General features: G+C 62.8%; 24 protein-coding genes and 1 pseudogene. 12 read left to right on the top strand and 13 right to left on the bottom strand.

The features are described 5' to 3' along the window. The first annotated feature begins 35 nt into the window (after window positions 1-35). From ACF8MI_RS25925 to ACF8MI_RS25900, 6 genes are all read left to right on the top strand, one after another. On the top strand, window positions 36-1,442 hold the full coding sequence (locus tag ACF8MI_RS25925) for a sensor histidine kinase (protein WP_104834614.1): 1,407 nt from the start codon (window positions 36-38) through the stop codon (window positions 1,440-1,442). A 14-nt stretch (window positions 1,443-1,456) separates the two neighbouring features. After that, window positions 1,457-2,089 carry a response regulator transcription factor gene (locus ACF8MI_RS25920; protein ID WP_082426309.1) on the top strand — a complete coding sequence of 211 codons (633 nt, stop codon included), beginning with the start codon at window positions 1,457-1,459 and terminating at the stop codon, window positions 2,087-2,089. Between the two features lie 228 nt (window positions 2,090-2,317). Then, on the top strand, window positions 2,318-2,791 hold the full coding sequence (locus ACF8MI_RS25915) for a MarR family winged helix-turn-helix transcriptional regulator (protein ID WP_060496987.1): 474 nt from the start codon (window positions 2,318-2,320) through the stop codon (window positions 2,789-2,791). A 30-nt stretch (window positions 2,792-2,821) separates the two neighbouring features. Next, a complete protein-coding gene (locus tag ACF8MI_RS25910) occupies window positions 2,822-4,015 on the top strand; it encodes an HlyD family efflux transporter periplasmic adaptor subunit (RefSeq protein WP_060496986.1) in 1,194 nt (397 codons plus the stop codon). After that, complete coding sequence (locus ACF8MI_RS25905) at window positions 4,012-5,547, top strand: DHA2 family efflux MFS transporter permease subunit (RefSeq protein ID WP_156867482.1); 1,536 nt, start codon at window positions 4,012-4,014, stop codon at window positions 5,545-5,547. Before ACF8MI_RS25910 ends, ACF8MI_RS25905 begins: the two co-directional genes overlap by 4 nt. Before the next feature lie 129 nt (window positions 5,548-5,676). Further along, window positions 5,677-6,423 (top strand): SDR family oxidoreductase, encoded by a 747-nt coding sequence (locus ACF8MI_RS25900; protein ID WP_200929405.1) that lies wholly within the window; start codon window positions 5,677-5,679, stop codon window positions 6,421-6,423. Between the two features lie 9 nt (window positions 6,424-6,432). Here ACF8MI_RS25900 and ACF8MI_RS25895 read toward each other — a convergent pair whose 3' ends face one another. The 7 genes from ACF8MI_RS25895 to ACF8MI_RS25865 form a co-directional block, all read right to left on the bottom strand. Next, window positions 6,433-8,499, bottom strand: a complete 2,067-nt coding sequence (locus tag ACF8MI_RS25895) for a PAS domain-containing sensor histidine kinase (protein ID WP_200929404.1) — start codon at window positions 8,497-8,499, stop codon at window positions 6,433-6,435. A gap of 122 nt (window positions 8,500-8,621) precedes the next feature. Then, window positions 8,622-10,031, bottom strand: a complete 1,410-nt coding sequence (gene mapR / locus ACF8MI_RS25890) for a GntR family transcriptional regulator MpaR (RefSeq protein WP_016713897.1) — start codon at window positions 10,029-10,031, stop codon at window positions 8,622-8,624. 50 nt (window positions 10,032-10,081) lie between these two features. Further along, window positions 10,082-11,485 carry a cytochrome c oxidase accessory protein CcoG gene (gene ccoG, locus ACF8MI_RS25885; protein ID WP_060496981.1) on the bottom strand — a complete coding sequence of 468 codons (1,404 nt, stop codon included), beginning with the start codon at window positions 11,483-11,485 and terminating at the stop codon, window positions 10,082-10,084. A gap of 121 nt (window positions 11,486-11,606) precedes the next feature. Then, window positions 11,607-11,846 carry a DUF3203 family protein gene (locus ACF8MI_RS25880; protein ID WP_060496980.1) on the bottom strand — a complete coding sequence of 80 codons (240 nt, stop codon included), beginning with the start codon at window positions 11,844-11,846 and terminating at the stop codon, window positions 11,607-11,609. Between the two features lie 637 nt (window positions 11,847-12,483). After that, window positions 12,484-13,383 (bottom strand): hydroxymethylglutaryl-CoA lyase, encoded by a 900-nt coding sequence (locus tag ACF8MI_RS25875; RefSeq protein WP_060496979.1) that lies wholly within the window; start codon window positions 13,381-13,383, stop codon window positions 12,484-12,486. A gap of 19 nt (window positions 13,384-13,402) precedes the next feature. Then, window positions 13,403-13,801: a MerR family DNA-binding transcriptional regulator gene (locus ACF8MI_RS25870; RefSeq protein WP_019099730.1), complete on the bottom strand. Its 399-nt coding sequence runs from the start codon at window positions 13,799-13,801 to the stop codon at window positions 13,403-13,405. A 72-nt stretch (window positions 13,802-13,873) separates the two neighbouring features. Continuing rightward, on the bottom strand, window positions 13,874-14,752 hold the full coding sequence (locus ACF8MI_RS25865; protein ID WP_200929403.1) for a helix-turn-helix domain-containing protein: 879 nt from the start codon (window positions 14,750-14,752) through the stop codon (window positions 13,874-13,876). Between the two features lie 172 nt (window positions 14,753-14,924). Between ACF8MI_RS25865 and pobA the strand changes: the two genes are divergently transcribed. From pobA to ACF8MI_RS25850, 3 genes are all read left to right on the top strand, one after another. Beyond that, complete coding sequence (gene pobA / locus ACF8MI_RS25860) at window positions 14,925-16,112, top strand: 4-hydroxybenzoate 3-monooxygenase (RefSeq protein ID WP_200929402.1); 1,188 nt, start codon at window positions 14,925-14,927, stop codon at window positions 16,110-16,112. Window positions 16,113-16,173: 61 nt separating this feature from the next. Next, complete coding sequence (gene ggt / locus ACF8MI_RS25855; protein ID WP_186723363.1) at window positions 16,174-17,964, top strand: gamma-glutamyltransferase; 1,791 nt, start codon at window positions 16,174-16,176, stop codon at window positions 17,962-17,964. Window positions 17,965-18,008: 44 nt separating this feature from the next. Next, window positions 18,009-18,890 (top strand): LysR substrate-binding domain-containing protein, encoded by an 882-nt coding sequence (locus ACF8MI_RS25850; RefSeq protein ID WP_060496975.1) that lies wholly within the window; start codon window positions 18,009-18,011, stop codon window positions 18,888-18,890. Between the two features lie 44 nt (window positions 18,891-18,934). Here ACF8MI_RS25850 and ACF8MI_RS25845 read toward each other — a convergent pair whose 3' ends face one another. Then, window positions 18,935-19,030: a hypothetical protein gene (locus ACF8MI_RS25845; protein WP_392518073.1), complete on the bottom strand. Its 96-nt coding sequence runs from the start codon at window positions 19,028-19,030 to the stop codon at window positions 18,935-18,937. A 41-nt stretch (window positions 19,031-19,071) separates the two neighbouring features. Then, window positions 19,072-20,124, bottom strand: coding sequence for an ornithine cyclodeaminase (locus ACF8MI_RS25840; RefSeq protein WP_060496974.1), 1,053 nt, complete (start codon window positions 20,122-20,124; stop codon window positions 19,072-19,074). A gap of 184 nt (window positions 20,125-20,308) precedes the next feature. Between ACF8MI_RS25840 and ACF8MI_RS25835 the strand changes: the two genes are divergently transcribed. The 3 genes and pseudogenes from ACF8MI_RS25835 to ACF8MI_RS25825 all read left to right on the top strand — a co-directional run bounded on the left by ACF8MI_RS25835 (window position 20,309) and on the right by ACF8MI_RS25825 (window position 21,822). Beyond that, window positions 20,309-20,731, top strand: a complete 423-nt coding sequence (locus ACF8MI_RS25835; RefSeq protein ID WP_012272037.1) for an Lrp/AsnC family transcriptional regulator — start codon at window positions 20,309-20,311, stop codon at window positions 20,729-20,731. A 387-nt stretch (window positions 20,732-21,118) separates the two neighbouring features. Further along, window positions 21,119-21,289: pseudogene (locus tag ACF8MI_RS25830) on the top strand (amino acid transporter); the annotation flags it as partial. A 332-nt stretch (window positions 21,290-21,621) separates the two neighbouring features. Beyond that, window positions 21,622-21,822: a hypothetical protein gene (locus ACF8MI_RS25825; RefSeq protein WP_104834623.1), complete on the top strand. Its 201-nt coding sequence runs from the start codon at window positions 21,622-21,624 to the stop codon at window positions 21,820-21,822. Between the two features lie 26 nt (window positions 21,823-21,848). Here ACF8MI_RS25825 and ACF8MI_RS25820 read toward each other — a convergent pair whose 3' ends face one another. The 4 genes from ACF8MI_RS25820 to ACF8MI_RS25805 all read right to left on the bottom strand — a co-directional run bounded on the left by ACF8MI_RS25820 (window position 21,849) and on the right by ACF8MI_RS25805 (window position 25,869). Further along, the gene (locus ACF8MI_RS25820; RefSeq protein WP_104834624.1) at window positions 21,849-22,448 is read right to left on the bottom strand and encodes an START domain-containing protein; all 600 of its coding nucleotides are present in this window, start codon (window positions 22,446-22,448) and stop codon (window positions 21,849-21,851) included. A gap of 89 nt (window positions 22,449-22,537) precedes the next feature. Then, complete coding sequence (locus ACF8MI_RS25815) at window positions 22,538-23,374, bottom strand: bifunctional allantoicase/(S)-ureidoglycine aminohydrolase (RefSeq protein WP_013972924.1); 837 nt, start codon at window positions 23,372-23,374, stop codon at window positions 22,538-22,540. Window positions 23,375-23,480: 106 nt separating this feature from the next. Further along, window positions 23,481-24,872, bottom strand: a complete 1,392-nt coding sequence (locus ACF8MI_RS25810) for an LLM class flavin-dependent oxidoreductase (RefSeq protein WP_104834625.1) — start codon at window positions 24,870-24,872, stop codon at window positions 23,481-23,483. A 16-nt stretch (window positions 24,873-24,888) separates the two neighbouring features. Beyond that, window positions 24,889-25,869, bottom strand: a complete 981-nt coding sequence (locus tag ACF8MI_RS25805; RefSeq protein ID WP_060496969.1) for an aliphatic sulfonate ABC transporter substrate-binding protein — start codon at window positions 25,867-25,869, stop codon at window positions 24,889-24,891. Window positions 25,870-26,058: the final 189 nt, after the last annotated feature.

Below are 26,058 nucleotides of genomic sequence, written 5' to 3'. Positions count from 1 at the left end.
TATAGTAAGACTACTATAACAACGAGCCGCCTATTGTGGACAAGAGCGCTTATCCCTTGCTCGCCAAGGACCCTCAACCCAGCCTGCTGCTGGCCGATGACGCCAGGCCGCTGGCGCTCAACCCCGCGCTGCAAGCCTGGGTAGATGAAGGCCCGGGGCTGGCCAGCTGGCTGCCGGCCAACTGCGCCGCGCTGGTACGTGCTTGCCTGCGCCAGCACCGGGCGATTGCCGATGTCGAAGTACAGGTGGGTGAGCGCATCGTGCTGTGGACGTTCATGCCTGATGACCAGGGCCAGCAGGTGCTAGGGCGCTGCCGTGACGCCAGTGAAGAGCGCCAAGGCGCGCGCGAGGCCAGCCGTGCACGGCGCTTGTATCGGTTGATCATCGAGAACACCACCGACCTGATCTCCCGGCACAGCCCCGATGGCCGCTTTCTGGATGCCTCTCCGGCCGCATTTCGCCTGCTCGGGTTGTGGCCCGAGCAACTGCGCGGCATGCCCATGCACAGCCTGCTGCACCCGCGCGAGCGGCGGCAGGTGCTGCGCCAGGCGGCAGCGGCGCTGGACCAGGATGGCTACCACACCATGACCTGCCGGGTACGCCAGGCTGCGGGCGGTTACCGCTGGTTCGAAATCGCCAGCCGGGCCATCCGTGAAACCTACACCGGCACGGTGGTGGAGGTGGTCAGCGTGTCCCGCGACATCACCTTACGCATCGAAGCCCAGGAAAGCCTGGCGCACAGTGCCCGGCTGGCCACCCTCGGCGAACTGGCCTCGGGCATCGCCCACGAGATCAACCAGCCGTTGGCTGCGGTGGTCAATTACGCCAACGCCAGCTTGCGCTACCTGTCGAGCATCGAGCGCGACCCGCAGGCCCGTGAGCGTGTAGGACAGGGGCTGCAGCGCATCAGCGAACAGGCCACCCACGCCGCTGAAGTGATCCGCCGGCTGCGCGCCTTCCTGCGCAAGGGGCCACGGAACCTGCAGGCGCTGGACGTGACCGAGGTCGCCGAGGAGGCCATGCGCTTGTGCGCGTGGGAGGCCGCGCGCGACCAAGTGACGGTGGAGCTGCGCATGAGTACGCAACTGCCCTTGGTGTACGCCGACCGGGTGTTGCTGGAACAGGTTCTGCTCAACCTGTTGCGCAATGCCATCGATGCCAACCGCGAGCAGCAGGGCGAACGGCCGTCACGTATCCTGCTCGGCGCTGGGCGTGATGGCGACGGCGTGCTGGTCGAGGTGGCTGACCAGGGCCCGGGTGTGGAACCCGCGCGACTGGACGATATCTTCACACCGTTCACCACCAGCAAGGCCGACGGCCTGGGCCTGGGTTTGAGTATGAGCCGCAGCCTGATCGAAGGCTTTGGCGGCAGCCTGTGGGCGCGGGCGGGTGACAACGGCGGTCTGGTATTGTGCTGCCGCCTGGCGGTCAGCAGGGGATAAGGGGGGAGTTGAGGGTGCAAGCGAAAGTGTATGTGGTCGATGACGACCAAGGGATGCGCGACTCGACGGTCTGGCTGCTGGAATCTGTGGGTTTGCAGGCCTTGCCCTTTGTCAGTGGGCAGGCATTTCTCGATGCCTGCGTCGACGATGGGCCTGCCTGTGTGCTGCTGGATGTGCGCATGCCGGGGCTGGGAGGGCTTGCGGTACAGCAGGCAATGCGCGAGCGCGGCCTGGCGCTACCGGTAATCTTCGTGAGTGGCCATGCCGATGTGCCGATCGTGGTGCGTGCGTTCAAGGCTGGCGCCTGCGACTTCATCGAAAAGCCTTACAGCGACCAGTTGCTGCTCGACAGCGTGCAGGCCGCGCTGGAGCGCGCCACGCGTGCGCGGCAGGGCGATCAGGAATTGGCCCAGGTGCAGGCGCGTATCGACGGCCTGACGCCGCGTGAGCGTGACGTGTTCGTGCCGCTGGCCCAGGGGTTGAACAACCGAGAGATTGCCGAGCAATTGGGCATCAGCGTAAAGACCGTGGACCTCTACCGGGGGCGGGTGATGAAGCGTTTGCAGGCGGGCAGCCTGGCAGAACTGGTGGGCATGGCGATTGCCTGCGGGGCTGTTGCGGCACTTGGCCTGAGCGCACGATATTAACAGCAATCACAGATCCCTGTGGGAGCGGGCGTGCCCGCGAAACAAGCAGCGCGCAGGATGGCACGGGCTTCGCCCGTGTACGCGGGCGCGCCCGCTCCCACACTGAAAAGGGCGCTGGGCTTCAGATTTGCACATGAATCATGAAATTTTGCATAGCTACCTAATTAAAGCTTTGACATTCACTGCCTAGGCAGTAATATTTTCACACAATTACCCGAGCAATCCCCGATGGCCCATTTTTCCCCCGAAAACTTCCAGACCTGCGCCATCGGCATGTTGCTCGGCCGCGCAGCGATCCTGAAGGACCGCATTCTCGACTGGCACCTTGAATCAGAGGGCGTCACCGCCGCGCAGTTCAAGGTGCTGATCATCGTCACCCAGTACCAGGTGGACACCCCGGCCGAGCTGTGCCGCTACCTGGGTCTGGACAGCGGTTCGATGACCCGCATGCTCGACCGCCTCGAACAGAAGGACCTGATCGTGCGCAACCGCTGCGCCGACGACCGCCGCCAGGTGCGCCTGGCGCTCACCGCCGACGGCCAGCGCCTGGCGGACCGCCTGCCGGAAATTGGCGCCGCTGCCATGAACGAATTGTGCGGCGTGCTGGCACCGGAAGAGCTCAAGGCCCTGGAAGGCCTGCTGGCCAAGGTGCTGCTCAGTGCTGGCGACCCGTTGACGATCCGCCGTTTTGGCGACCGTTGAACCCTGTCACGAATTATCCAAGGTATTGTCATGGCCACTCCCGCAGACACCCCGACTCCCTCCGCCGCGCCCGAGCCGTCGCGCAAGCGCAAGGCCTGGCTGCTTGGCCTGGTGTTGTTGCTGATCCTTGCCGGTATCGGCACCTGGGCCTGGTACAGCCTGGTAGGGCGCTGGCACGAAAGCACCGACGATGCCTACGTCAATGGCAACGTGGTGGAGATCACCCCGCTGGTCACCGGCACCGTCACCAGCATTGGTGCCGATGACGGCGACCTGGTCCACGCCGGCCAGGTGTTGCTGCAATTCGACCCGGCCGACAGCGAGGTGGCCCTGCAGTCCGCCGAGGCCAAGCTGGCGCGCAGCGTACGGCAGGTACGCGGGCTGTACAGCAACGTCGACTCGCTCAAGGCTCAGCTGGAAACCCGCCAGGCCGAATTGCGCAAGGCACAGCAGGACTTCAACCGGCGCAAGGTGCTGGCCGACAGCGGTGCCATTGCCGCAGAAGAGCTGTCCCATGCTCGCGACGACCTGAGTGTCGCCCAGGCGGCCGTCAACAGTGCCCGCCAGCAACTCAGCACCAGCAGCGCGCTGGTCGATGACACCGTGGTGTCTTCGCATCCCGAAGTGATGGCTGCTGCTGCCGACTTGCGTCAGGCCTACCTCGACCATGCCCGTACCACCCTGGTGGCACCGGTGACCGGCTACGTGGCCAAGCGCACCGTGCAACTGGGCCAGCGCCTGCAACCGGGCACTGCGACCATGGCGGTGATCCCGCTGGACCAGGTGTGGATCGATGCCAACTTCAAGGAAACCCAGCTGCGTGACATGCGCATCGGCCAGCCGGTGCAGATCAGCGCCGACCTGTACGGCAGCGAGGTCAAGTACAGCGGCACGGTGGACAGCCTGGGGGCCGGTACCGGTAGCGCATTCGCGCTGTTGCCGGCACAGAACGCCACTGGCAACTGGATCAAGATCGTGCAGCGGGTGCCGGTGCGTATTCACCTCAGCCCTGACCAGCTCAAGGACCACCCGTTGCGCATCGGCCTGTCCACGGTGGTGGAAGTCGACCTGCACGACCAGAGCGGCCCGGCCCTGGCCCAGCAGCCGCCGCAGCAGGCCAGCTACACCACCCAGGTGTACGACCGCCAGCTGGTCGAGGCAGACGACCTGATTGCCCGGCTGATTCACGACAACAGTGCAACCGGCAAGACGGCCCAGCGATGAGCAACAACGCCGCTGCCCAGTTCACGCCGCCGAGCCTGTTGCTGACCACCATCGGCCTGTCGCTGGCGACGTTCATGCAGGTGCTCGACACCACCATCGCCAACGTGGCGTTGCCGACCATTTCCGGCAACCTGGGGGTGAGTTACGAGCAGGGCACCTGGGTCATCACGTCGTTCGCGGTGAGCAACGCCATCGCCTTGCCGCTGACCGGCTGGCTGAGCCGGCGGTTTGGTGAGGTGAAACTGTTCATCTGGGCCACGCTGCTGTTCGTGTTGGCCTCGTTCCTGTGCGGTATCGCCCAGTCGATGCCGGAGCTGGTCGGCTTTCGCGTGTTGCAGGGGGTGGTTGCCGGGCCTTTGTACCCGATGACCCAGACCTTGCTGATTGCCGTGTACCCCCCGGCCAAGCGGGGGATGGCGTTGGCCCTGCTGGCGATGGTCACGGTGGTGGCGCCGATTGCCGGGCCGATTCTGGGGGGCTGGATTACCGACAGCTACAGCTGGCCGTGGATCTTCTTCATCAACGTACCCATCGGCTTGTTCGCCGCCGCCGTCGTGCGCCAGCAGATGCGTACGCGGCCTGTGGTCACCAGCCGCCAGCCGATGGATTACATCGGTCTGCTCACGTTGATCATCGGTGTCGGCGCGTTGCAGGTGGTGCTGGACAAAGGCAATGACCTGGATTGGTTCGAGTCTTCGTTCATCATCGTCGGCAGCCTGATTTCGGTGGTGTTTCTGGCCGTGTTCGTGATCTGGGAGCTGACCGACCGCCACCCTGTGGTGAACTTGCGCCTGTTCGTGCACCGTAACTTCCGGGTCGGCACCCTTGTGTTGGTAGGGGGGTATGCGGGGTTCTTCGGCATCAACCTGATCCTGCCGCAATGGTTGCAGACGCAGATGGGCTATACCGCTACCTGGGCGGGCCTGGCGGTGGCGCCAATCGGCTTGCTGCCGGTGATCATGTCGCCGTTCGTGGGCAAGTATGCGCACCGGTTCGACCTGCGGGTGCTGGCGGGGCTGGCGTTTCTGGCGATCGGTACCAGCTGCTACATGCGTGCGGGCTTTACCACTGAGGTGGACTTCCAGCATGTGGCCTTGGTGCAGTTGTTCATGGGTATCGGTGTGGCGCTGTTCTTCATGCCGACCTTGAGCATTCTGCTGTCTGATCTGCCGCCGCACCAGATCGCCGATGGTTCGGGGCTGGCGACCTTCCTGCGTACGCTGGGGGGGAGTTTTGCGGCTTCGTTGACGACCTGGATCTGGATTCGTCGGGCGGATCAGCACCATGCTTACCTGAGCGAAAATATCAGCCAGTTCGACCCGGCTACCCGGCATACGCTGGAGCAACTGGGTGGGGCTAACCCGCAGAGCTATGCGCAACTTGAGCAGATACTCAATGGGCAGGCGTACATGATGTCGACGGTGGATTACTTCACCTTGATGACCTGGGTGTTTGCCGGGTTGATCTTGCTGGTGTGGTTTGCCAAGCCGCCGTTTACGGCCAAGGCGGGGCCGGCGTCGGCGGGGCATTGAGCTGGGCTAATAGGGCAAAAGCAAGATCAAGATTGAGAGCGGGGCGGTGTTTGGGCTGACTTTGGTCATTCCCATGCACAGCCGTTTCGCCTATTGTCGACTCTCCTTTCCCAAACGATTGGCACATTCATGGAGAACGTCATCGTCATCACGGGTGGTAGCCGTGGCATCGGCGCCGCCACGGCGCTGCTGGCTGCTCGCCAGGGCTACCGTATCTGCATCAACTACCACGCCGACGGGCAAGCCGCCGAAGACATCCTCGGCCAGGTCCGCGCCTTGGGCTCCGAGGCCATTGCTGTGCGCGCCGACGTCAGCGTCGAGGATGAAATCATCCAGCTGTTCCAGCGCGTTGATGATGAACTCGGCCCGGTCACCGCATTGGTCAACAACGCCGGCACCCTCGGCCAGCAAAGCCGGGTGGAGGATATGTCCGAGTTCCGCCTGCTCAAGGTCATGAAAACCAATGTCGTCGGCCCCATGCTCTGCGCCAAGCACGCCCTGCTGCGCATGGCACGCCGGCATGGCGGGCAAGGCGGCGCCATCGTCAACGTGTCATCGGTGGCCGCACGCCTGGGCTCACCCAACGAATATGTCGACTATGCCGCCTCCAAAGGCGCACTCGATACCTTCACCCTTGGCCTGGCCAAAGAGGTGGCAGGCGAGGGCGTGCGGGTCAATGGCGTACGCCCGGGCTACATTCACACCGGCTTCCATGCGCTGTCCGGTGACCCGGACCGCGTCAGCAAGCTGGAACCCGGCTTGCCCATGGGCCGGGGCGGGCGCCCTGAAGAAGTGGCCGAGGCCATTCTCTGGTTGCTGTCAGACAAGGCGTCCTACTCCACGGGTAGCTTCATCGACCTGGGTGGCGGGCGCTGAACGCGCCCGTCAATCTTCAAGCAGGGTACTGACCCGCTCGGCCAGCGCCTCCAGTTCAAACGGCTTGGTTAGCACCCGCGTGCCTTGTAGCAGCTGGCCGTCACTGAGCGCCGCGCTTTCATCGTAGCCGGTGATGAACAGCACCTTCAGGTCCGGATAGCGTTCGCGGCAGCGCTCAGCCACCTGGCGGCCATTCAGGCCGCCGGGCAAGCCGATATCGCTCAGTAGCAGGTCTGGCCGTTCGCCGTTTTGCAGGTAGGCCAAGGCAGTGGGGCCGTCCTCGAATGCATCAACCCGGTAACCCAGCTCTTCCAGCACTTCGCAAACCACCAGGCGCAAGGCCGTCTGGTCTTCGATCAACAGGATACGCCGCGCCACGGTACTGCCTTTTTCCAGTGCCTTGCGCTGCGGTTTGGGGGCTGGCGGCTTGGGTTGCTCGTAGTGGCGGGGCAAAAGCAGATCGATGCGTGTGCCTTCACCCAGCGTCGAAAGTACGCGCAGTTGCCCACCCGATTGGCGCACGAAACCGTAGGTCATCGACAAACCCAAGCCAGTGCCCTGGCCCATGGGCTTGGTGGTGAAGAAGGGGTCTACGGCCCGCTTGGCCACCTCCGCCGACATGCCATTGCCGTTGTCGATGATGCTCAGCCGCACGTATTCGCCGGCGGGCAGTTCCAGCGCCTGGGCCTCGACCTCATCAAGCAGCAGGTTGTCGCCGACGATATCGATAGCGCCGCCCCCCGGCATGGCGTCGCGCGCGTTGATGCACACGTTGAGCAGGGCGCTTTCCAGTTGGGGTGGGTCGATGAACGTTGGCCACAGCTCGCTGGCAAACCGGCTGCTCAGGGTGATGGCCGGGCCAATGGTGCGGCGCAACAGCTCTTCCATGCCCGCCACCAACGTTGCCATTTGCGTTGAGCAGGGCTGCAGGGTCTGCTGGCGTGAGAACGCCAGCAGGCGGTGCACCAGCGAAGAGGCCCGTTGAGCCGAACCGCTGGAGAGCTCCAGCAAGGGTTCGAGGGTGTCGAAGCGTGACTGGTCCAGGCGTTGGCGCATCAGCTCTTGCGCGCCCAGAATACCGCCCAGCAGGTTGTTGAAGTCGTGGGCGATGCCACCGCTGAGCTGGCCCACGGCTTCCATCTTCTGCGCCTGGCGCAGGGCCTCCTCGGCTTTGGCCAGGCGCTCTTGCTCTTGTACCCGCTCGCTGATGTCATAAGCGAACAGAAACGCGCCTTGTATTTCGCCTTCATGGTCGCGCAAAGCATTGAAACGCAGTTCGTAATGGTACTGCTCGGGCGCCTTGCCGAATGTACCGATTTCGACGAATTGCTCGCCCGCCAAGGCACGCTGCCACATGGCCAAGCTCAACGTCCGATCGTTTGGCTCATCGTCGATCAGGTCCGGCAGGTAATCGCCAATTTCAGGCGTGCGCCCGAATAACCGTTGAAAGTCATGTTTCGCCTGGCGATTGATGGCCAGCCAACGCATGTCTTTGTCGACCACATGCACATTGACCACGCTGTGGTCGACCAGCTCGGCGAACAGCCGTCGCTCTGCCAGTGCAGCGCTTACCCGTTGCTCCAGTTCTTCGTTCAGGCGTTGCAGGGCCTGCTCTGCCCGACGGCGTTCAGTAACGTCCTTGAACAGCACCGCTACCTGGCGTTTCTCGGCAGGCTCCACACGGAAGGTGGTAATAGAAAGCACGTGGCCGGTTGCGACCAGCTCCTGCTCGAAATGCAGGGGCTCGCCAGTACGCAGCACCGCGCCGTAGCGGGCTACCCAGTCATCGGCTTCATCGGGCACCATTTCGCGCAGCTTCTGCCCGACCACGTTGGGGATGCCGGCGTGCTTGGCGTAGGCCGCGTTGGCCAGTACATGCACGTAGTCACTGAGCGGGCCGTGCGGGCCGTCGAAGAACTCGATGATGCAGAAGCCTTCGTCCATGGTGTCGAACAACGAACGGTAGAAGTTCTGATCGTGGTCCTGGAGGCTGGCAAGCTGTGATTTCAGTTGCGCGTTCTGCCGCTGGAGGGCTTCGACGTGTTGGCGCAGTGAGCGCAGGTCGCGGGAGGGCATGCCGACGTCCGACAAAAGGGGAGGCTCTGACTTTAGCGTGTTCACCTGCATGCGAATAGCGGGTCAATGCAGTTGGGGGGGGATGCCCGGCAGCCGTTGTTCGGCAGCCGGGCGTTCGATGGTCAGAAGGAGCGGATGATCCGCCCGAGGGTTTCCATGGCCCGTTCGGCGCCGTCATGCCAGGGGCTTCCGTAGTTCAGGCGGATGCAATTGCCAAAGCGCCGGGTGGGCGAGAAGATCGGCCCGGGGGCGATGCTGATGCCTTGCGCCAGGGCCATGTGGAACAGCTTGAGGGCGTCCATCTGTTCGGGCAGTTCCAGCCACAGGAAGTAGCCACCGGAAGGCTGGCTGACCCGCGTCTGCGCCGGGAAGTGGCGAGCGATGGCCGCCAGCATGTTGGCCTGCTGGCCTTCCAGCGCGTAGCGCAGCTTGCGCAGGTGGCGGTCGTAGCCGCCGTGCTGCAGGTAGTCGGCAATTGCCGCCTGGGCCGGCATCGAGGCACACAGCGAGGTCATCAGTTTCAGCCGCTCGATCTTTTGCGCAAAGCGCCCGGCGGCGACCCAGCCGATGCGGTAGCCCGGTGCCAGGCTTTTGGCGAACGAACCGCAGTGCATGACCAGGCCCTGGGTGTCGAAGGCCTTGGCCGGTTTGGGGGCCTGTTGCGAGTAATACAACTCGGCGTACACGTCGTCTTCGATCAACGGCACCTCATGGCGCGCCAGCAACTCCACCAGGGCCTGCTTCTTGGCTTCCGGCATGCTGGCGCCCACCGGGTTCTGGAAGTTGGTCATGCACCACACGGCCTTGACCGGGTGCTTCTCCAGGGTTTGTGCCAGCACGCCCAGGTCCATGCCTTCGCGCGGGTGCACCGGGATTTCCACCGCCTTGAGCTTTAGCCGCTCCAGCACCTGCAGGCAGGCATAAAAGGCCGGGGCCTCGATGGCCACCAGGTCGCCGGGCTGGGTCACTGCCTGCAGGCACAGGTTCAGGGCCTCCAGTGCGCCATTGGTGATCAGCAGTTCTTCCATGGGCAGCATCAGCCCGCCAACCATGTAGCGCAGGGCAATCTGCCGCCGCAGTTGCGGGTTGCCGGGCGACAGGTCGGTGACCACCATACGCGGGTCCATGCTGCGGCTGGCGCTGGCCAGCGAGCGCGACAGGCGTTGCAGCGGGAACAGTTCGGGGCTGGGGAAGGCCGAGCCGAACGGTATGGTGTTGGGGTCCTTGATCGAGTCGAGGATCGAAAACACCAAGGCGCTGACGTCGACATCGGTAGACTCGCTGACCGGCTGCAGCGCCTGAGGTTCGCTGAACTGGCGCGGGGCGTGGGCGTTGACAAAATACCCCGAGCGCGGCCGGGCGCGGATCAGCCCGCGCCGCTCCAGCAGGTAATAGGCCTGGAAAACGGTAGAAGGGCTGACCCCGTGGGTCTGGCTGGCGTAGCGCACCGAGGGCACGCGCTGGCCGGGGCCCAGTACCCCGGAGCGGATCAGTTCGGCAATGTCGTCGGCAAAGCGTTCGTAGCGTTTCATTCTGGCCTTCTGTCGAAGCCTGGCAGGCAAGGTGGCGTCAGTGTAAGGGATCAACGGTTCAGGGGGGCGACGAAGCGGCTGTGGGCCACGCTGCGGATGGCGGGGTCGTCACGCTCGCTGATTTCGAAGCTGAGTGTTTGCGAGCTGCTGGTCGGGCGCTCGGCGAGCATCGCCACCGACACCGGCAGTTCACTCATTTCGCCCGCCGGGATGACCAGCGCCGTGTTGCCCTGCAAGGTGAAGCCGTCGGCGTCCAGCAGGCGCAACGCATAGTGCTGGGTGCGCTCGGTCTTGTTGATGACCTTGAGCAGGTAGATGTTCTCGATCTGGCCCAGGGCATTTTCACGGAACAGGCCGCGGTCCTTGATCACATCCAGCGACACCATCGGGCGCAGTTGCAAGGCCACCACCAGCGCCGCGATCATCACCACCAGCGCCGCGGCGTAGCCGAGCAGGCGTGGGCGCAGCCAGTGAGTCGTACCGCCCTGCAGGCTGTGTTCGGACTTGTAGCCAATCAGCCCGCGAGCGTAACCCATCTTGTCCATCACCCCGTCGCAGGCGTCGATGCACGCTGCGCAACCGATGCAGGCCATTTGCAAGCCATCGCGGATATCGATGCCGGTGGGGCACACTTGCACACACAGCGTGCAGTCGATGCAGTCGCCCAGGCCCTGGGCCTGGACGTCGCTGCCCTTCTTGCGAGGGCCACGGGCCTCACCGCGCCGTGGGTCATAGGCGACGGCCAGGGTGTCCTTGTCGAACATCACACTCTGGAAGCGCGCATACGGGCACATGTGCAGGCACACCGCTTCACGCAGCAGGCCGGCATTGATGTAAGTGGCGGCGGTAAAGAACAGCAGCCAGAACAGCGCCACACCGCCCAGTTGCAAGGTGAACAGTTCTGCGGCCAGTGGGCGGATCGGGGTGAAATAGCCGACGAAGGTCAGCCCGGTGAGGATACCAATGACCAGCCACAGGCTGTGTTTCAGGGTGCGGCGCCCCAGTTTGTTCAGGCTCCAGGGCGCGGCGGCCAGCTTGATGCGCTGGTTGCGGTCACCTTCGGTGACCTTTTCGCACCACATGAACAGCCACGTCCAGGTGCTTTGCGGGCAGCTGTAGCCACACCACACGCGGCCGGCGTACACGGTGATGGCGAACAGGCCGAAGGCGCAAATGATCAGCAGCGCTGACAACAGGATGAAGTCCTGGGGCCAGAAGGTTGCGCCAAAGATGTGGAACTTGCTGTTGGCCAGGTCCCACAACACGGCCTGGCGGCCGTTCCAGTTCAGCCACGCGGTGCCGAAGAACAGCACGAACAGGACGCCGGCAAAGCCGATGCGCAGGTTGCGGTACAGCCCGCTGAAGCTGCGGGTGTGAATGCCGCTGTCGGTGTGTCGTGGTCGGGAGCTGGCTGGGGTGGGGGCGATCTCTGTGAAAGGGATTCTATTGTTCATGGCTCGGTGCTCATCAGGCCTCGATCAGGCATGAGCACTATGGCCCTGAGGCTGTTATCAGCACAGGCTCAGATTTTGCGATAAAAACCATATCAGATTACCCGGCTTCGACCGCCAGGCCTTAAATTACCGAGCCTGGCACGCTGGCCTTCAGGTGCCTGCGGCTATCCACCGCACCCGCTACGGTCAGTGCATCGGCCTCGGCTTCGGTGATGGGGACGCGCTGGCCTGCCAGCAGGGCCACTGACATGCGCAGGTGCTCGTCGGTGACGATTTCGATAGCAGGGCCGTCGCCCTCGATGCGCAGGTTTTCGCCGGTGAGGGTGCAGCGGCGGGTGGTTTCGTCGATTTCAACGGGCATGGCGTTGTCCTCCTTGCAGGGTTACAGGGTGGACCACAATGCAAGGCGGGTTACTGCATCAGGGGGCTGAAAGGAGAAGAAAGGAGGAGGGCGGGAAGCACTGAGGGGAGCCGAAGCTCCCCTCAAAGCGTTGTTGCTTGCTCTTTTTTTATTATTGGGACTGGCCTTTTGTTGTTTTTGTCAGCCTGTCCTGGTGTTGCGGGCGACCCCCATGCGGGGTCAAGAGCAAACGTATTTTTTTGAGCGCTGACCTGCTTTCATCATGGCTGATCCGAACCTGGCTGCCGCTACCTTGAGGTAGTTTTATTGTTCTGTGCCAGACCGCGGGGCGTACCCCTGAAAAGCGTGTCTACTCCAAAAAAATCTGCTTGCTACGCCTCTGCCGTGTTGTTCTTGTTATGTCAGAGCCGTTACCTGTTGTTTTTATTGGGTGTCACATTTTTATTGTTCTTGTACCAGAGATATAGCAGGCTGCGTGCCAACTTTTTAAAAATCTTTAAAATCAGTAGCTTAGCGATTTCCTTCAAAAGTGCTTGGCCTGAAATTCTGCCGATTTGTTTCCCTGTTACCCGATTTTTTTGCTGTGAAATGTGGGGGCGGTAACACTTCGCCCACACCTGTGTGACACCCGTATTACTCACTGCGCGCTACGCGCCCGTGCTACCCGCGACCCATTGCCGCGGCCCAGCACGCTACTGATACGCTGGCCGGCGGCGATCAGCCGGTCGAGGTCGATGCCGGTTTCAATGCCCAGCCCTTGCAGCAGGTACACCACATCTTCGCTGGCGATGTTGCCGGTAGCCCCCTTGGCGTAAGGGCAGCCGCCCAGCCCGGCCACCGAGCTGTCGAACACGCTGATGCCTTCGAGCAGGCTGGCATAGACGTTGGCCAGGGCCTGGCCATAGGTGTCGTGGAAGTGCCCGGCCAGCTGCGCGCGCGGCACCTGGGCAGAGACCACCTCGAACAGGCGCCGGGTATCGCCGGCAGTGCCGGTGCCGATGGTGTCACCCAGCGATACTTCGTAGCAGCCCATGTCGTGCAGTGCGCGGGCCACCGGGGCCACCTGTTCGGCGCTGACCTTGCCTTCATACGGGCAGCCGAGTACGCACGATACGTAGCCGCGCACGCTTATACCGTGGTTGCGCGCAGCTTCCATGATCGGCTCGAAGCGCTTGAGGCTGTCGCTGATCGAACAGTTGATATTGCGCTGCGAAAACGCTTCAGAGGCGGCCGCGAACACCGCCACTTCCTTCACCCCGGCAGCCAGCGCGTCCTCGAAACCGCGCAGGTTGGGTGCCAACGCTGCATAGGTGACACCGGGGCGCTGGTCGATACCGGCGAACACCTCGGCAGAGCCGGCCATTTGCGGTACCCACTTGGGCGAGACGAAGCTGCCCACTTCTATATAGGCAAGGCCCGCTTCGGTAAGGTCGTTGACCAGGCGCACCTTGTCGGCAACGCTGATGGGCTGGGCTTCGTTCTGCAGGCCGTCGCGGGGGCCAACTTCGACCAGGCGGACGTGTTTGGGCAAGGACATGGCGGGTTTCCTGTGGCGTTCAGCGGTTGTCTTTGTTGTTCAGGGTGGCGGCCAGGGCTTGTTCGCAACGCTCCTGGGCGGTGTCCAGTTCCAGTTGCATCTGGTGGATGTCGAGCATCTGCTGCTCCAGTTGGGCGCGGCGCTCGGCGATTTTCGCCAGCATGCTGTTGAGCTGTTTAAGGTTGCCGCTGGTGGGGTCGTACAGCTCGATCAGCTCGCGGCACTCGGCCAGTGAAAAGCCGATGCGCTTGCCGCGCAGGATGAGCTTGAGGCTGACCTTGTCGCGGGCCGAATAGATTCGCTCCAGGCCACGGCGTTCGGGGCTCAGCAGGCCCTGCTCTTCATAAAAGCGGATGGCCCGGGTGGTGATGTCCAGCTCGCGGGACAGGTCGGAGATGCTGTAGGTCTGGGTGCTCATGCTGGCGCTCGGCGTGGGGTATGCGGGTATCCTGAAGGCAGGTTGACGTATACGTCAAGCAACCTGCCGCAATCAGTCCGGTTGCGCCGCGCGTCGGTACCCGTTCGGCGTATCCCCCGTCAACCGCTTGAACCACCGGGCAAAGTACGTCGGGTCGGTGAATCCCAGGCTATCCGACAACTGCCCGATGCTCATCCGCGTATAAATCAGGCTACGCCGCGCCTCCAGCAGCAACCGCTGGTGTACCACCTGCAACGCTGTCTGCCCACTCAAGGCCCTGCACAGCTGGTTCAGTTGCAGGCTTGGAACGTTCAGCCGTGCGGCAAAATCTTCTACTGACAGATGCTCGCGGTAATGCGCCTCGACCAGCCGCAGGTACTGCCCCAGTAACTGCCGGTCGCGTTCAGCGCGGTTACGCGGTGCCTGCCCCAGTTGCTGGCGGCGGTTGATCCACACCATCAGCGCGGTTACCAGCGCTTCGAGCATGGCCGCGCGCGCCGGAGCATTGCCCTGGTACTCCTGCTGCAAGGTGTCGATCAGGCTGCGCAGGTGCACACGGTCATGCCCAAGCGGGTAGCACGCAGGTTGGGCCAGCACCGCCAGCGGCATGCCCAGCCGCTGTTCCAGTTTGGCCACCAGCGCGGTGCCGAAGGTGAGCACATAGCCCTGGATATCGGCGCTGAAGCGAAACCCATGCACGCTCATCGGCGGCACCACCTGGATCGCTGCTTCGCCGATGGCGCTGCGCAACCCTTCGATCTCCACCTGGGCCTGGCCGCGCTGTACATACAGCAACTGGAACAGCTCGGCATGCTGGTGTGGCTTGATCTCCCAGTGGTGCAGGCGGCTGCGTGCAGGGATCGATTCGCAATGCAGCAGGTCGGTGCCGGGCCAGGCCTGGTTTTCGCCATACAGCTTGAACAACGGAACGCCGGGGAGGGTGGATTTCATCAAGGGCAGCCTGTCCGTTAATCGAACGTTTTTTATAAAAGTGCAGGTTTTAGATGGAATAGCACACGTCCGTAGTGCTTTTTGCCATTAAAAATGCAAGGGCAAACCCTAACAGCAGATGCCGCCCCACTGCCAGTCCAGGGCCGGCATCGTCCGAACAGAGACAACAACAATGAAAACTCAGGTTGCAATTATTGGTGCAGGTCCGTCTGGCCTGCTGCTGGGCCAACTGCTGCACAAGGCCGGTATCGATAACGTCATCGTCGAGCGCCAGACGCCTGAATACGTACTTGGCCGCATCCGCGCCGGGGTGCTGGAGCAAGGCACTGTCGACCTGCTGCGCGAAGCCGGTGTGGCCGAGCGCATGGACCGTGAGGGCCTGGTGCACGAAGGGGTCGAGTTGCTGGTCGGCGGGCGCCGCCAACGCCTGGACCTCAAAGCCCTGACCGGTGGCAAGACCGTCATGGTATACGGCCAGACCGAAGTCACCCGCGACCTGATGCAGGCCCGCGAAGCGACTGGCGCGCCGATCATCTATTCGGCCAGCAATGTCCAGCCGCATGAACTGAAGGGCGAGAAGCCCTACCTCACGTTTGAAAAGGAGGGCCAGTTGCACCGGGTGGATTGCGACTACATCGCCGGGTGCGACGGCTTCCACGGTGTGTCGCGCCAGAGCATTCCCGAAGGTGTGTTGAAGCAGTACGAGCGGGTCTATCCGTTTGGCTGGCTGGGCCTGCTTTCGGATACGCCGCCGGTCAATCACGAGTTGATCTATGCCCACCACGAGCGTGGCTTCGCGCTGTGTAGCCAACGCTCGCAAACACGCAGCCGCTACTACCTGCAGGTACCTTTGCAAGACCGGGTCGAGGCGTGGTCTGACGAGCGCTTCTGGAATGAACTGAAAGCTCGCTTGCCCGCCGACCTAGCGGCTGACCTGGTCACCGGCCCTGCTTTGGAAAAAAGCATCGCCCCGCTGCGCAGCCTGGTGGTCGAACCTATGCAGTATGGCCACCTGTTCCTGGTGGGTGACGCCGCGCACATCGTCCCGCCTACCGGTGCCAAGGGCCTGAACCTGGCGGCGTCGGACGTGAATTACCTGTATCGCATTCTGGTCAAGGTTTACCGCGAAGGGCGCACCGACCTGCTGCAGCAATACTCCCCGCTGGCCCTGCGCCGGGTGTGGAAAGGCGAGCGCTTCAGCTGGTTCATGACCCAGTTGTTGCACGATTTCGGCAGCCACAAGGACGCCTGGGACCAGAAGATGCAAGAGGCCGACCGCGAGTACTTTCTGACGTCGCCGGCCGGGTTGGTGAACATTGCCGAGAACTACGTGGGCTTGCCGTTCGAGGAAGTGGCTTAGTTTTTTTCAGGGGTTCGACAGGGTATCTTCGGGGCTTTTGAAGTTCGCAGGAAGCATGCCGATGTATTTCTCCCCACCCCTGATCAGCGCCCTTTGCCTGGTAGCCGCCAGTGGCCTGGCCTGTGCCGACCAGGTGCTGCCCGCACCTCCCGAGCTGGCCTCTGGCTACCGCACAGGCTTGCAGCCCGTGCAGGCCAGCCGCCATATGGTTGCTGCAGCCAACCCGTTGGCCAGCGAAGCGGGACGGGCAATGTTGCGTGCCGGTGGCAGCGCCATCGATGCGGCCATTGCGATGCAAATGGTGCTGACCTTAGTCGAGCCGCAATCCAGCGGTATTGGCGGCGGGGCGTTCATCCTTTATTGGGACGGCGAGCGTGTGCAGGCGTTCGATGGCCGCGAGGTCGCGCCGGCCGCTGTAACGGAAGCGCTGTTCCTGCAAGCCGACGGCACGCCGATGCCATTCAGGGCGGCGCAGATTGGCGGGCGCTCGGTTGGCGTGCCGGGTGTTCTACGTGCTTTGAAATTGGCCCACGATCAGCACGGCAAGCTGCCCTGGCGCGACTTGTTCGCGCCGGCCATCGCGCTTGCACGCAACGGTTTCCCGGTGTCCGAGCGCCTTCACGCCCTGGTGTCCGGTGACCCGTTCATTGCCCGGTCACCGGCCATGGCCCGCTACTTCCTGGATGAGCAGGGCAAGCCGCTGGCGGTGGGAACGATCCTGCGCAACCCCGAGCTTGCGGATGCCTTCGATCAGGTTGCCGCGCAAGGCCCTGACGCGTTCTATACCGGCGAGATCGCCGAAGCCATCGTGGCCAAGGTACGCAGCCATGCCAATGCCGGTTACCTCTCGTTGCAGGACTTGCAGCAGTACCAGGCCAAAGAGCGCGAGCCCGTGTGCGGCCCCTATAAGGCATGGCGCATCTGCGGCATGCCGCCGCCGTCTTCGGGCGGGGTGACGGTGTTGCAGACCCTGGGCATTCTCGAAGCCGTACAGCGCGCCACGCCGCAGCGCGATCTGGCAGCGTTGCGCCCGCTTGCGAGCGCATCCCCGGCTGGCCTGGAGGCATCACCACTGGCCGTGCACCTGATCGCCGAGGCTGAGCGTTTGGCCTATGCCGACCGCGCACAGTACCTGGCCGACAGCGATTACGTGCCGGTCGCGGTCAAGGCGCTTACCGACGCCGACTACCTGGCCAGCCGTGCAGCGCAGATAGGCGAGCACAGCATGAAGCGCGCTCGCCCGGGCCAACCCCAGGGCGCCGACTTGGCCCTGGCGCCGGATCGCTCGCCATTGCGCATTTCCACCTCGCACCTCAGCGCGGTGGATGACAGCGGCCAGGCCCTGGCCATGACCACGTCGGTGGAGGCGGCGTTCGGTTCGCACCTGATGGTCAAGGGCTTCCTGCTCAACAACCACCTCACTGACTTCTCGTTCATTGCGCAGGAGCACGGCAAACCCGTGGCCAACCGGGTACAGCCGGGCAAGCGGCCGCTGTCGGCCATGGCGCCAACGCTGGTGTTCTCGCGAGCGTCGGGTGATCTGGTGGCCAGCCTGGGTTCACCGGGCGGCTCGCAGATCATCGGCTATGTGAACAAGGCTTTGGTTGGCTTGCTGGATTGGCAGCTAGACCCGCAACAGGCCGCAGGCTTGCCCAACTTTGGCAGCCGCAATGCCGGCACCGAGGTGGAAGCGGGGCTGAGCAGCCCGGCGCTGATCCGGCAGTTGGCAGCCTGGGGGCATGAGGTGACGCCCATGACCATGACCAGCGGCATGCAGATCATCCAGCGCCGTGGCGAGGGTTGGTCGGGTGGCGCCGACCCGCGGCGTGAAGGTGTGGCCCTTGGCGACTAGCCGTGATAGAACGCAGTCTTGCCATTCAGTCGTTGAATACCCAGATGTCCATTAGCGTTAAATCGAATAGGGCGCTGTTCGACCTCGACCTGTTACGCGCGATTGTGGTGGTGGCCGATTGCGGCAGCTTCACCACCGCTGCCGCTCGCCTGCACTCGACACAGTCGACCATCAGCCAGAAGGTACGCCGCCTGGAAGACATGGTCGGCCACCGTTTGCTGGTGCGGGGCAACCGCGATGTGCTGCCCACCGATGCCGGGCAAACCTTGCTCGGCTACGCCCGGCACATGCTGGCCTTGAACGACCAGATGCTCGAAGCCCTGGCCGGGGCGATGGTGGGTACCACCGTGCGCCTTGGTGTGCCCGAAGATTTCGTTGGCGGGCGCACCACCAATGCGCTATCGGCCTTCAGCCGCCTGCATCCGCAGGTGAAGCTGGAAGTGACCAGCGGCCTGTGCCGCGACCTCAGCCAGGCCTACGACAACGGTGAGCTCGACCTGGTGTTGCTCAAGCAGCGGCGCAACACCCGCGAGGGCGTGGCCTGCTGGCCCGAGCGCCTGCAATGGATCGACAGTGCGCGCACCCCCGCCTTCGAGCTGGACCCGATCCCGTTGGTGACCTTCCCGCCGCGGGGGCTGTACCGCGAAGACATGATCAACGCCATCGAAGGCATGGGTCGGCGCTGGCGCATCAGTTTCACCAGCTCCAGTCTCAGTGGTATCCAGGCGGCAGTGGCCGATGGCATGGGTGTCAGCCTGCTGCCGCCAAGGGCGGCCACTGGCGAGCATCGGGTGCTGGGGGCGGGGCAGGGGCTGCCGGAGGTCGACAGTTATGAAATCGTCATCGTGCATCGGCCGACGGCGGATGTGATGGTCAAGGCGTTGGCCGACGTGATGACACAGTTGCTGGCGGGCGGTGGGATATAGCGTGCCTGACGACAAGGCCGCTCCTACACCGACCGCGTCAGTGGTCAGTCCGCAGCCATTCTCGGCGACAGGTGAATCCCCGCAATCTTGCAGCGCACCGAGCCACCGGCCATTTCGATGGTGTGCACATCCAGCGGCACCAGCCGCGCCGAACGCTCGATGCGGCGGCGCTGCTCATCGGTTAGGCAACGCGTCGGATGCGGTTTTTGGCAGCGTGGCCACGGGTGTGGCTGAACAGGTCTTTCGGGTCGTCTTCCACCCACGGCACCAGGTCGATCTTCGAGCCCATGCCGCGTTTTTCGGCTTGCTGTAGTACGTACCGTAGTACGGTATAGTCTTCCAGGGCGAAGCCCACCGAATCGAACACGGTGACCTGACTGTCACTCTGGCGCCCCTCGGTATCGCCGCGCAGTACACGCCACAGCTCAACGACTGGGAAGTCCGCCGGCAGTTGCTGGATGTCGCCTTCAATACGGGTTTGTGGTTCGTACTCGACGAACACGCGGGCCTTGCGCAGTACATCAGCGTGCAGCTCGGTCTTGCCCGGGCAGTCGCCGCCCACGGCATTCAGGTGCATGCCGGGTTCGAGCATGTCGGGGGTGATGATGGTGGCGTAGGCCTTGTCGGCAGTAACAGTGGTGATGATGTCCGCGCCTTTCACGGCTTCGGCTACCGAGCCGACCCGGCGGATGGTGAAGCCGCTGTATTCCTTGAGGTTGGCAATCAGCTTGGCGGTGGCCAGCGGGTCGGTGTCGTACGCAACGATTTCTTCGATACCCAGGTGCTTATGGAAGGCCAGCGCCTGGAATTCGCTTTGTGCGCCGTTGCCGATCAACGCCATCTTGCGTGCGTTCGGCCGGGCCAGTGCCTGCGCAGCCATCAACGAGGTGGCGGCGGTGCGCAAGGCGGTGGCGATGGTCAGTTCGGACAGCAACACCGGGTAACCGGTGTCGACATCGGCCAGCACGCCGAAGGCCATTACCGTATGCAGGTCACTGGCAGTATTGGTCGGGTGGCCGTTAACGTATTTGAAGGCATAGCGGTTGTTGTCGGCAATCGGCATCAATTCGATAACACCCACTTCCGAATGGCTGGCAACACGCGCAGACTTGTCAAACTCCTGCCAGCGTTTGAAGTCTTCACGCAGGGCCTCAGCCAGTTCGCCTATGAACGGCGCTACGCCAATGTCATGTACCAAGTCCGACATGGTTGGAACATCAATGAAATACGTCATGCTCTTGCACCTTGTTATTGCGCGGTTGCCCCGGTCATGGCAGGCGGCACGCTTAAGATTGTTGAAGTGGCATGAACATTTTGATGAAAGGTTGCGTCAATCGGAAGAATGCAGGTTGCCAGTTTCATCAACTTTCTAGACAATCTGCCACCCCAAAGTAGCAATCTGATTATTGGCAGGCGTTATGGATACGATTGATCGGGAACTGATTGCGCTGTTGCGGGACAATGCACGTACCCCTGTGTTGACCCTGGCGAAGAAGCTCAAGGTGGCCAGGGCAACCGTGCAAAACCGCATTACCCGGCTCGAAGAGCAGGGCGTGATCATTGGTTACACGGTACGCCTGCGGTCCGACGCGCTGGAGCAGGGCGTGCGGGCAATCACCAGCATCGGCATCAGCGGCCACCACGCCGCAGAGGTCAAGCACGCGCTGCGCGGGCATCCCAACGTGGTGGCCATCCATACCACCAATGGCCGCTGGGACCTGATGGCAGAGCTGCGCGCCGACACCCTCGAAGCCTTCGACCGGGCGCTGAACACCATTCGGTCGATCCCGCACATCGAGAATACCGAGACCAGCATCCTACTCTCGACCTACAAGATGTGACCGCTGGGTCAGGCCTTTTGACAGGCGCATTGTGCAAACTGTCACCTGGGCTTTTCACACTGCAAAAAATCCCTTTGCCTGTGTGCATTCTGTAGCGTTCCGCTTGACCTGGGCCGCTGGCAGAATGAAACGGCTTTCGCGGGACGGTTTCAGGCGCACGTTCTGACGGTGCGTTTAAACAATAAGAAAGTCCGTTGCTAAGTTGCATCAGGCATTAGTTTGATTTTTTATTGCCTACGCTCTCATCATTTGAATGACATGAGACCTGCACCTTGGTTTCAATTTGTTGGTGCGCTGCGGGGCGTGGAAGTTTTACATAAAAAGAATAAGAAGTTGACTACGCATCAAACGTGCAACGCGAAAAGCAGCGCGCCGGAAGCGGGCCGAGTGCTCAAAAGACGGCTGGAAAACCGGCACATACAGCTTATTTCGATCAATGGCGCAATGGGTACCGGGTTGTTCATGGGCTCGGGCAAAATCATTGCGCTGTCCGGCACTTCGATCATTCTGGTGTACGCCATCATCGGCTTTTTCGTCTTCTGCATCATGGGGGCCATGCGCAATCGACGTTCAAGCTGCCGGGTGGCAAGGTCACCGCGGCGCTGTCGCAGCTGTTTCTGATCTTCGTGTTGTGCCTGCTGGCGCTGGAGCCAGACACCCGTACCGTGCTGGTCCGCGCCGCGCGGGCACAGTGGCAGAAATTGACTCAGGGCGATAGGGCCTGCGCGCGATCAGTCAGCGCACGACGGCATTGTCTGCTGCAATGATGTTTCCCACGCAGCAACTGTGGGCTTCCCAGTGATCTGGAGGCAATTGCCTAAAGCCCCATGGGTTGGGTGGCGCATAGGATATTTCGGGCAAGTCCCTTAATGTTGTTACAGGAAACCAAAATGAAAAAAATAGCATTCATTACACTGCTGGCCGCCGCAGGCCTGGTTCAGGTTGCGCATGCCAACGATGCCGTCTTCAGCGAGCAGCCTCAAGCTGACCGTGGGGGTGTCAACAGTATAGGCGTGCCAGAAATACCGTGCCCTGAGGGTACTTTCTTGACCCCGATCGGCACTTGCGAGCCAGGTTTCGATTTTGACTGATACCCAGGCGATCTGGTGGATAGCCCTCAAGGCTGACGCTCGGCGACAGCCCTCAGGGTTCTGAGGGTTACCACCGGCGCATCCACCACGAACCGATTGGCAAGCCAGCCCGGCACATCTCCGGCCGGGTCGGCTTGCAACTGGTACGTCACTTCGGTCAACCGCTCACCCAACGGTTTCATTCGCCACTCACCACTCAGGTGCTGCACCCGGATCAACCCGTCAACCTGGGGAATCCTGTCGGGCTCAGCGCTCAGGTGCCGCAGCAGCGTGCCGTCATCCAGGCGTTCGCTGCTCACCTTCAACACAATGTCCCGTGGCATGGTCGGCCAGGGCAGGTTGGTGGTCAGGTACACCCAGGTATTGGCACCGTCCACGTCCAGCAGGCGCATCTGGTCACAGGCATACAGCCACTTGCAGGCCACCCGCAGGTTCTCCTGCAGGTCGGTGAGCGTGCGCACGCTGGCTTTCATGGTGCTCACACCACGAAACTGCTGGTAGGGCGAGTCGGGTACGCCACTGAGGTACACGCGGATGCCTTCGCGGTCGTAGGCAAGGTTCCAGGCATCGGCGGCCAGGGCAGGGGTGCACAGCAGCAGGAGGGTAAGCAGCAGGCAGCGGGGCATGGCCGGTACCGTGCGGGAGATGGGTGTTTCAGTATGCGCGGCAAATGGAAAGCCCGCCAGATTGGCGGGCTTAGGGCATCAGCCTGAGCTTAGCGCTTAGGATTCAGCGTCAAATGCACATGACGGTTCACGTCCTTGTACAGCAGGTAGCTGAACTTGCCTGGGCCGCCGGCGTAGCAGGCTTGCGGGCAGAAGGCGCGCAGCCACATGAAGTCGCCGGCTTCCACTTCGACCCAGTCCTGGTTCAGGCGGTACACCGCCTTGCCTTCCAGCACGTACAGGCCGTGTTCCATCACGTGGGTTTCCGCGAACGGGATCACGCCGCCCGGCTGGAAGGTGACGATGTTTACGTGCATGTCGTGACGCATGTCGGCCATGTCGACGAAGCGGGTGGTGACCCAGCGGCCTTCGGTGCCCGGCATTTCGATGACGGTGGCGTTGTCGCGGTGGGTAACAAACGACTCGGGTACGTCCAGGCCTTCAACTTTCTGGTAGTGCTTGCGCAGCCAGTGGAAGGTCACATTGGATTTGCTGTTGTTGCGCAGGCTCCACTCGGCGCCCGGGGCCAGGAAGGCGTAGCCGCCCGGTACCAGGGTGTGATGCTTGCCTTCGACGGTGATGTCCAGCTCGCCTTCGACGATGAACACCACGGCTTCGGCGTTCGGGTCCAGCTCTGGGCGCTCGCTGCCGCCTTCCGGGGCCACTTCGACGATGTACTGGGAGAAGGTTTCGGCAAAACCGGTCAGTGGGCGGGCAATGACCCACATGCGCATCTTGTCCCAGAACGGCAGGTGGCTGGTGACGATGTCACGCATCACGCCTTTAGGGATAACGGCATAGGCTTCGGTGAACATGGCACGGTCAGTCAGCAGCTCGGTTTGAGCCGGGTGCCCACCGTGGGGGGCGAAGTACGAATGGTTCGACATGGACGATCTCGACTTGTTGTTCTCTCCCCATGCCGTGAACCGCACCGGCCGGTGCGGCGCAGGGGATGTGGCGACAGAATAGGGTTGAGCGCGTGGCATCCACAAATTAAATGTTGGAATACCCGGTATTTAATCGCTGAATGTCAACCTGACGCCCAATGTGCTGTGCCGGCAGCTGGTCGCCTTGGCCGAACAGCTTGTGGCGCAGGGTGCCCTCGGTGTAGCGCGAAGGGTAGCGACCACGGCGTTGCAGTTCGGGCACCAGCAAATCGACGACATGGGTCAGGTCGTCCGGCTGCACGGCATAGGTCAGGTTGAAGCCATCGATGCCGGTCTGGTCCAGCCAGTTTTCCAACTGGTCGGCGACCTCGCTGGCTGAGCCGACCAGCACCGGTCCGCGCCCCCCCAGGCCAACGAATTCGGCGGCCTCGCGCATGGTCCAGCGGCGCTTGGGGTCGGCGGCGGTGAACGCGGCCAGGGCGGCGCGACCGGCATCGTTTTCGACATATTCGATCGGCGCGTCGGGGTCGAGGCCGGCAAAGTCGATGCCGGTCCAGCCCGACAGCAGTGCCAGGGCAGCGTCCAGGTCGACGTAGCGACGGTATTCGGCGAAGCGGGCCTCGGCTTCTTCCCGGGTGGGGGCGACGATCAGCAACGCCTGCGCATAGATCAGCACCTCATCACGACCCCGCCCGGCGGCCTCGCTGGCCTGGCGGATGCCGTCGGCGTAGCGGCGCAACACCGTGGGCGTCGGGCCGCTGATGAACACGCATTCGGCATGCTGCGCGGCAAATTGCTGGCCACGTGCCGAAGCACCTGCCTGGAACAGCACCGGCGTGCGTTGTGGCGACGGCTGGCACAAGTGCATGCCGGGCACCTGGAAGTGCTCGCCCACATGGTTGATAGCGTGCACCCGCGAAGGTTCGATATAGCGCCCACTGTCACGCTCCAGCAGCACGGCATCGTCGTCCCAGCTTTTCTCCCATAGTTTGTACAGCACCTGCAGGTACTCTTCGGCAAGGTCGTAGCGCTGGTCGTGGCCCAGCTGGCGCGCCAGGCCGAGGTTGCGTGCGGCGCTGTCGAGGTAGCCGGTGACGATGTTCCAGCCAACCCGGCCATTGCTCAGGTGGTCGAGCGTGGACATGCGCCGGGCGAAGGGGTAGGGGTGTTCGTAGGTCAGCGAAAAGGTAACGCCGAAACCGAGGTGCTCGGTGACCCCGGCCATGGCCGGTACCAGCAGCAGCGGGTCGTTGACCGGCACCTGCACACCACCGCGCAAGGCGGCTTCGGGCCCGCCTTGGTAGACATCGTAGATGCCCAGCACATCGGCGATGAACACGGCGTCGAACAGGCCGCGCTCCAGCAGGCGAGCCAGGTCGGTCCAGTAGCTCAGGCGGTTGAATGCCACGCTGGTGTTGCGCGGGTGGCGCCACAGGCCGGGGGACTGGTGGCTGGCGGCGTTCATGCTGAAGGCGTTGAAGCGGATCGGGCGGGGCATGGTGGCTGCGCTCCGCTCAAGGCAAGACGGAAGCCGGGTAGACTGCATCGGCCACCTGCAGCTTGCGTGGAATCAGGCCCAGGCCCTGGAAGGTATCGGCCAGTTTCTGTTGTTCGGCAACGATTTGCGGGGTGATGGCCACGGCATTGTAGTTACGCCGTTCGCTGGCCACTTCCAGCACGTTGGCGCTGATGCCCAGTTGCGGCGCCAATAGCGCGGCAACCTCGGCAGGCTTGGCGTTGGCCCACTGGCTGACCTTGCCCAGTTCGCTGAAGAAGGTTTTCAGCAGCGCACGGTGGTGGTCGGCATAGCTGGCGGTGGACAGGTAGAACGTCCGGTTGTTGGACAGGCCGCTACCGTCGCGCAGGTTCTTCAGGCCGGGCTGGCTTTCTGCTGCGGCGAGGAACGGGTCCCACAGGGTGACGGCCTGGACACTGCCGGACTGCAGGGCAGCCACGGCATCGGCGGCATTGTTGACGTAGGCGGGGGTAATGTCCTTGTAGGTAAGGCCAGCCTGCTCCAGCGCTACGGCCAGCAGGTACTGGGCGTTCCAGCCGCGGCCGGTGGCCACGCGCTTGCCTTTCAGGTCTTGCACGCTGGTCAGGTGGTCCTGCTCGCGCACCACCAGGCCGATGCCGCGTGGGTAGGGTTGTTCGGCAGCCAGGTACACCACCGGTTTACCGGCGGCCTGGGCGAACACGGACGGCGCATCGGCGGCATGACCCAGGTCGATGGCACCCGTGCTCAAGGCTTCGAGCAACTGCGGGCCGGCGGCAAATTCGTGCCAGCTTACGGTTACACCTTGTGGTGCCAGCGCTTTTTCCAGGGCGCCGCTGCCTTTGAGGATGTTGATACTGTTGAACTTCTGGTAGCCGATGCGCAGGGTCTTGGCGTCGTCGGCCAGAGCTTCGGACCAAGGCAGCAGGGCGCTGGCCACACTGGCCAGCAGGCCGCCGATCAACAGCCGGCGCAGGGGAGAGAAAGCACGGGTTGGCATGGGTTTGCTCCTTGAAACCGAGTGGGAAACGATGTGCCCAGCCTAAGGAGGTGGCGTTCGGCTTTCAATTTTTATATTCCTGTTTGTTAGAATGTTTAGTTATTTTTATATCCATTTGTTTTTTGTAATGTTCTGCATTTCTCGACATTTTTTTCACATTCGCTTGCTAGCATCGCGGCAATCCCGAGG

Origin of the sequence: Pseudomonas sp. yb_9 (assembly GCF_043103635.1) — a bacterium.
GTDB classification, from domain to species: domain Bacteria; phylum Pseudomonadota; class Gammaproteobacteria; order Pseudomonadales; family Pseudomonadaceae; genus Aquipseudomonas; species Aquipseudomonas monteilii.
Note: the sequence above shows the minus strand (reverse complement) of the source record. Positions and strands in the feature narration are given on the sequence as shown.

What these genes read in the sequence shown, in the direction of transcription:
- ACF8MI_RS25915 (WP_060496987.1), top strand. Translation starts at nt 2,318, where the DNA reads ATGGCCCATTTTTCCCCCGAAAACTTCCAGACCTGCGCCATCGGCATG.
- ACF8MI_RS25910 (WP_060496986.1), top strand. Translation starts at nt 2,822, where the DNA reads ATGGCCACTCCCGCAGACACCCCGACTCCCTCCGCCGCGCCCGAGCCG.
- ACF8MI_RS25905 (WP_156867482.1), top strand. Translation starts at nt 4,012, where the DNA reads ATGAGCAACAACGCCGCTGCCCAGTTCACGCCGCCGAGCCTGTTGCTG.
- ACF8MI_RS25900 (WP_200929405.1), top strand. Translation starts at nt 5,677, where the DNA reads ATGGAGAACGTCATCGTCATCACGGGTGGTAGCCGTGGCATCGGCGCC.
- ACF8MI_RS25895 (WP_200929404.1), bottom strand. Translation starts at nt 8,499, where the DNA reads ATGCCCTCCCGCGACCTGCGCTCACTGCGCCAACACGTCGAAGCCCTC.
- mapR (WP_016713897.1), bottom strand. Translation starts at nt 10,031, where the DNA reads ATGAAACGCTACGAACGCTTTGCCGACGACATTGCCGAACTGATCCGC.
- ccoG (WP_060496981.1), bottom strand. Translation starts at nt 11,485, where the DNA reads ATGAACAATAGAATCCCTTTCACAGAGATCGCCCCCACCCCAGCCAGC.
- ACF8MI_RS25880 (WP_060496980.1), bottom strand. Translation starts at nt 11,846, where the DNA reads ATGCCCGTTGAAATCGACGAAACCACCCGCCGCTGCACCCTCACCGGC.
- ACF8MI_RS25875 (WP_060496979.1), bottom strand. Translation starts at nt 13,383, where the DNA reads ATGTCCTTGCCCAAACACGTCCGCCTGGTCGAAGTTGGCCCCCGCGAC.
- ACF8MI_RS25870 (WP_019099730.1), bottom strand. Translation starts at nt 13,801, where the DNA reads ATGAGCACCCAGACCTACAGCATCTCCGACCTGTCCCGCGAGCTGGAC.
- ACF8MI_RS25865 (WP_200929403.1), bottom strand. Translation starts at nt 14,752, where the DNA reads ATGAAATCCACCCTCCCCGGCGTTCCGTTGTTCAAGCTGTATGGCGAA.
- pobA (WP_200929402.1), top strand. Translation starts at nt 14,925, where the DNA reads ATGAAAACTCAGGTTGCAATTATTGGTGCAGGTCCGTCTGGCCTGCTG.
- ggt (WP_186723363.1), top strand. Translation starts at nt 16,174, where the DNA reads ATGTATTTCTCCCCACCCCTGATCAGCGCCCTTTGCCTGGTAGCCGCC.
- ACF8MI_RS25850 (WP_060496975.1), top strand. Translation starts at nt 18,009, where the DNA reads ATGTCCATTAGCGTTAAATCGAATAGGGCGCTGTTCGACCTCGACCTG.
- ACF8MI_RS25840 (WP_060496974.1), bottom strand. Translation starts at nt 20,124, where the DNA reads ATGACGTATTTCATTGATGTTCCAACCATGTCGGACTTGGTACATGAC.
- ACF8MI_RS25835 (WP_012272037.1), top strand. Translation starts at nt 20,309, where the DNA reads ATGGATACGATTGATCGGGAACTGATTGCGCTGTTGCGGGACAATGCA.
- ACF8MI_RS25825 (WP_104834623.1), top strand. Translation starts at nt 21,622, where the DNA reads ATGAAAAAAATAGCATTCATTACACTGCTGGCCGCCGCAGGCCTGGTT.
- ACF8MI_RS25820 (WP_104834624.1), bottom strand. Translation starts at nt 22,448, where the DNA reads ATGCCCCGCTGCCTGCTGCTTACCCTCCTGCTGCTGTGCACCCCTGCC.
- ACF8MI_RS25815 (WP_013972924.1), bottom strand. Translation starts at nt 23,374, where the DNA reads ATGTCGAACCATTCGTACTTCGCCCCCCACGGTGGGCACCCGGCTCAA.
- ACF8MI_RS25810 (WP_104834625.1), bottom strand. Translation starts at nt 24,872, where the DNA reads ATGCCCCGCCCGATCCGCTTCAACGCCTTCAGCATGAACGCCGCCAGC.
- ACF8MI_RS25805 (WP_060496969.1), bottom strand. Translation starts at nt 25,869, where the DNA reads ATGCCAACCCGTGCTTTCTCTCCCCTGCGCCGGCTGTTGATCGGCGGC.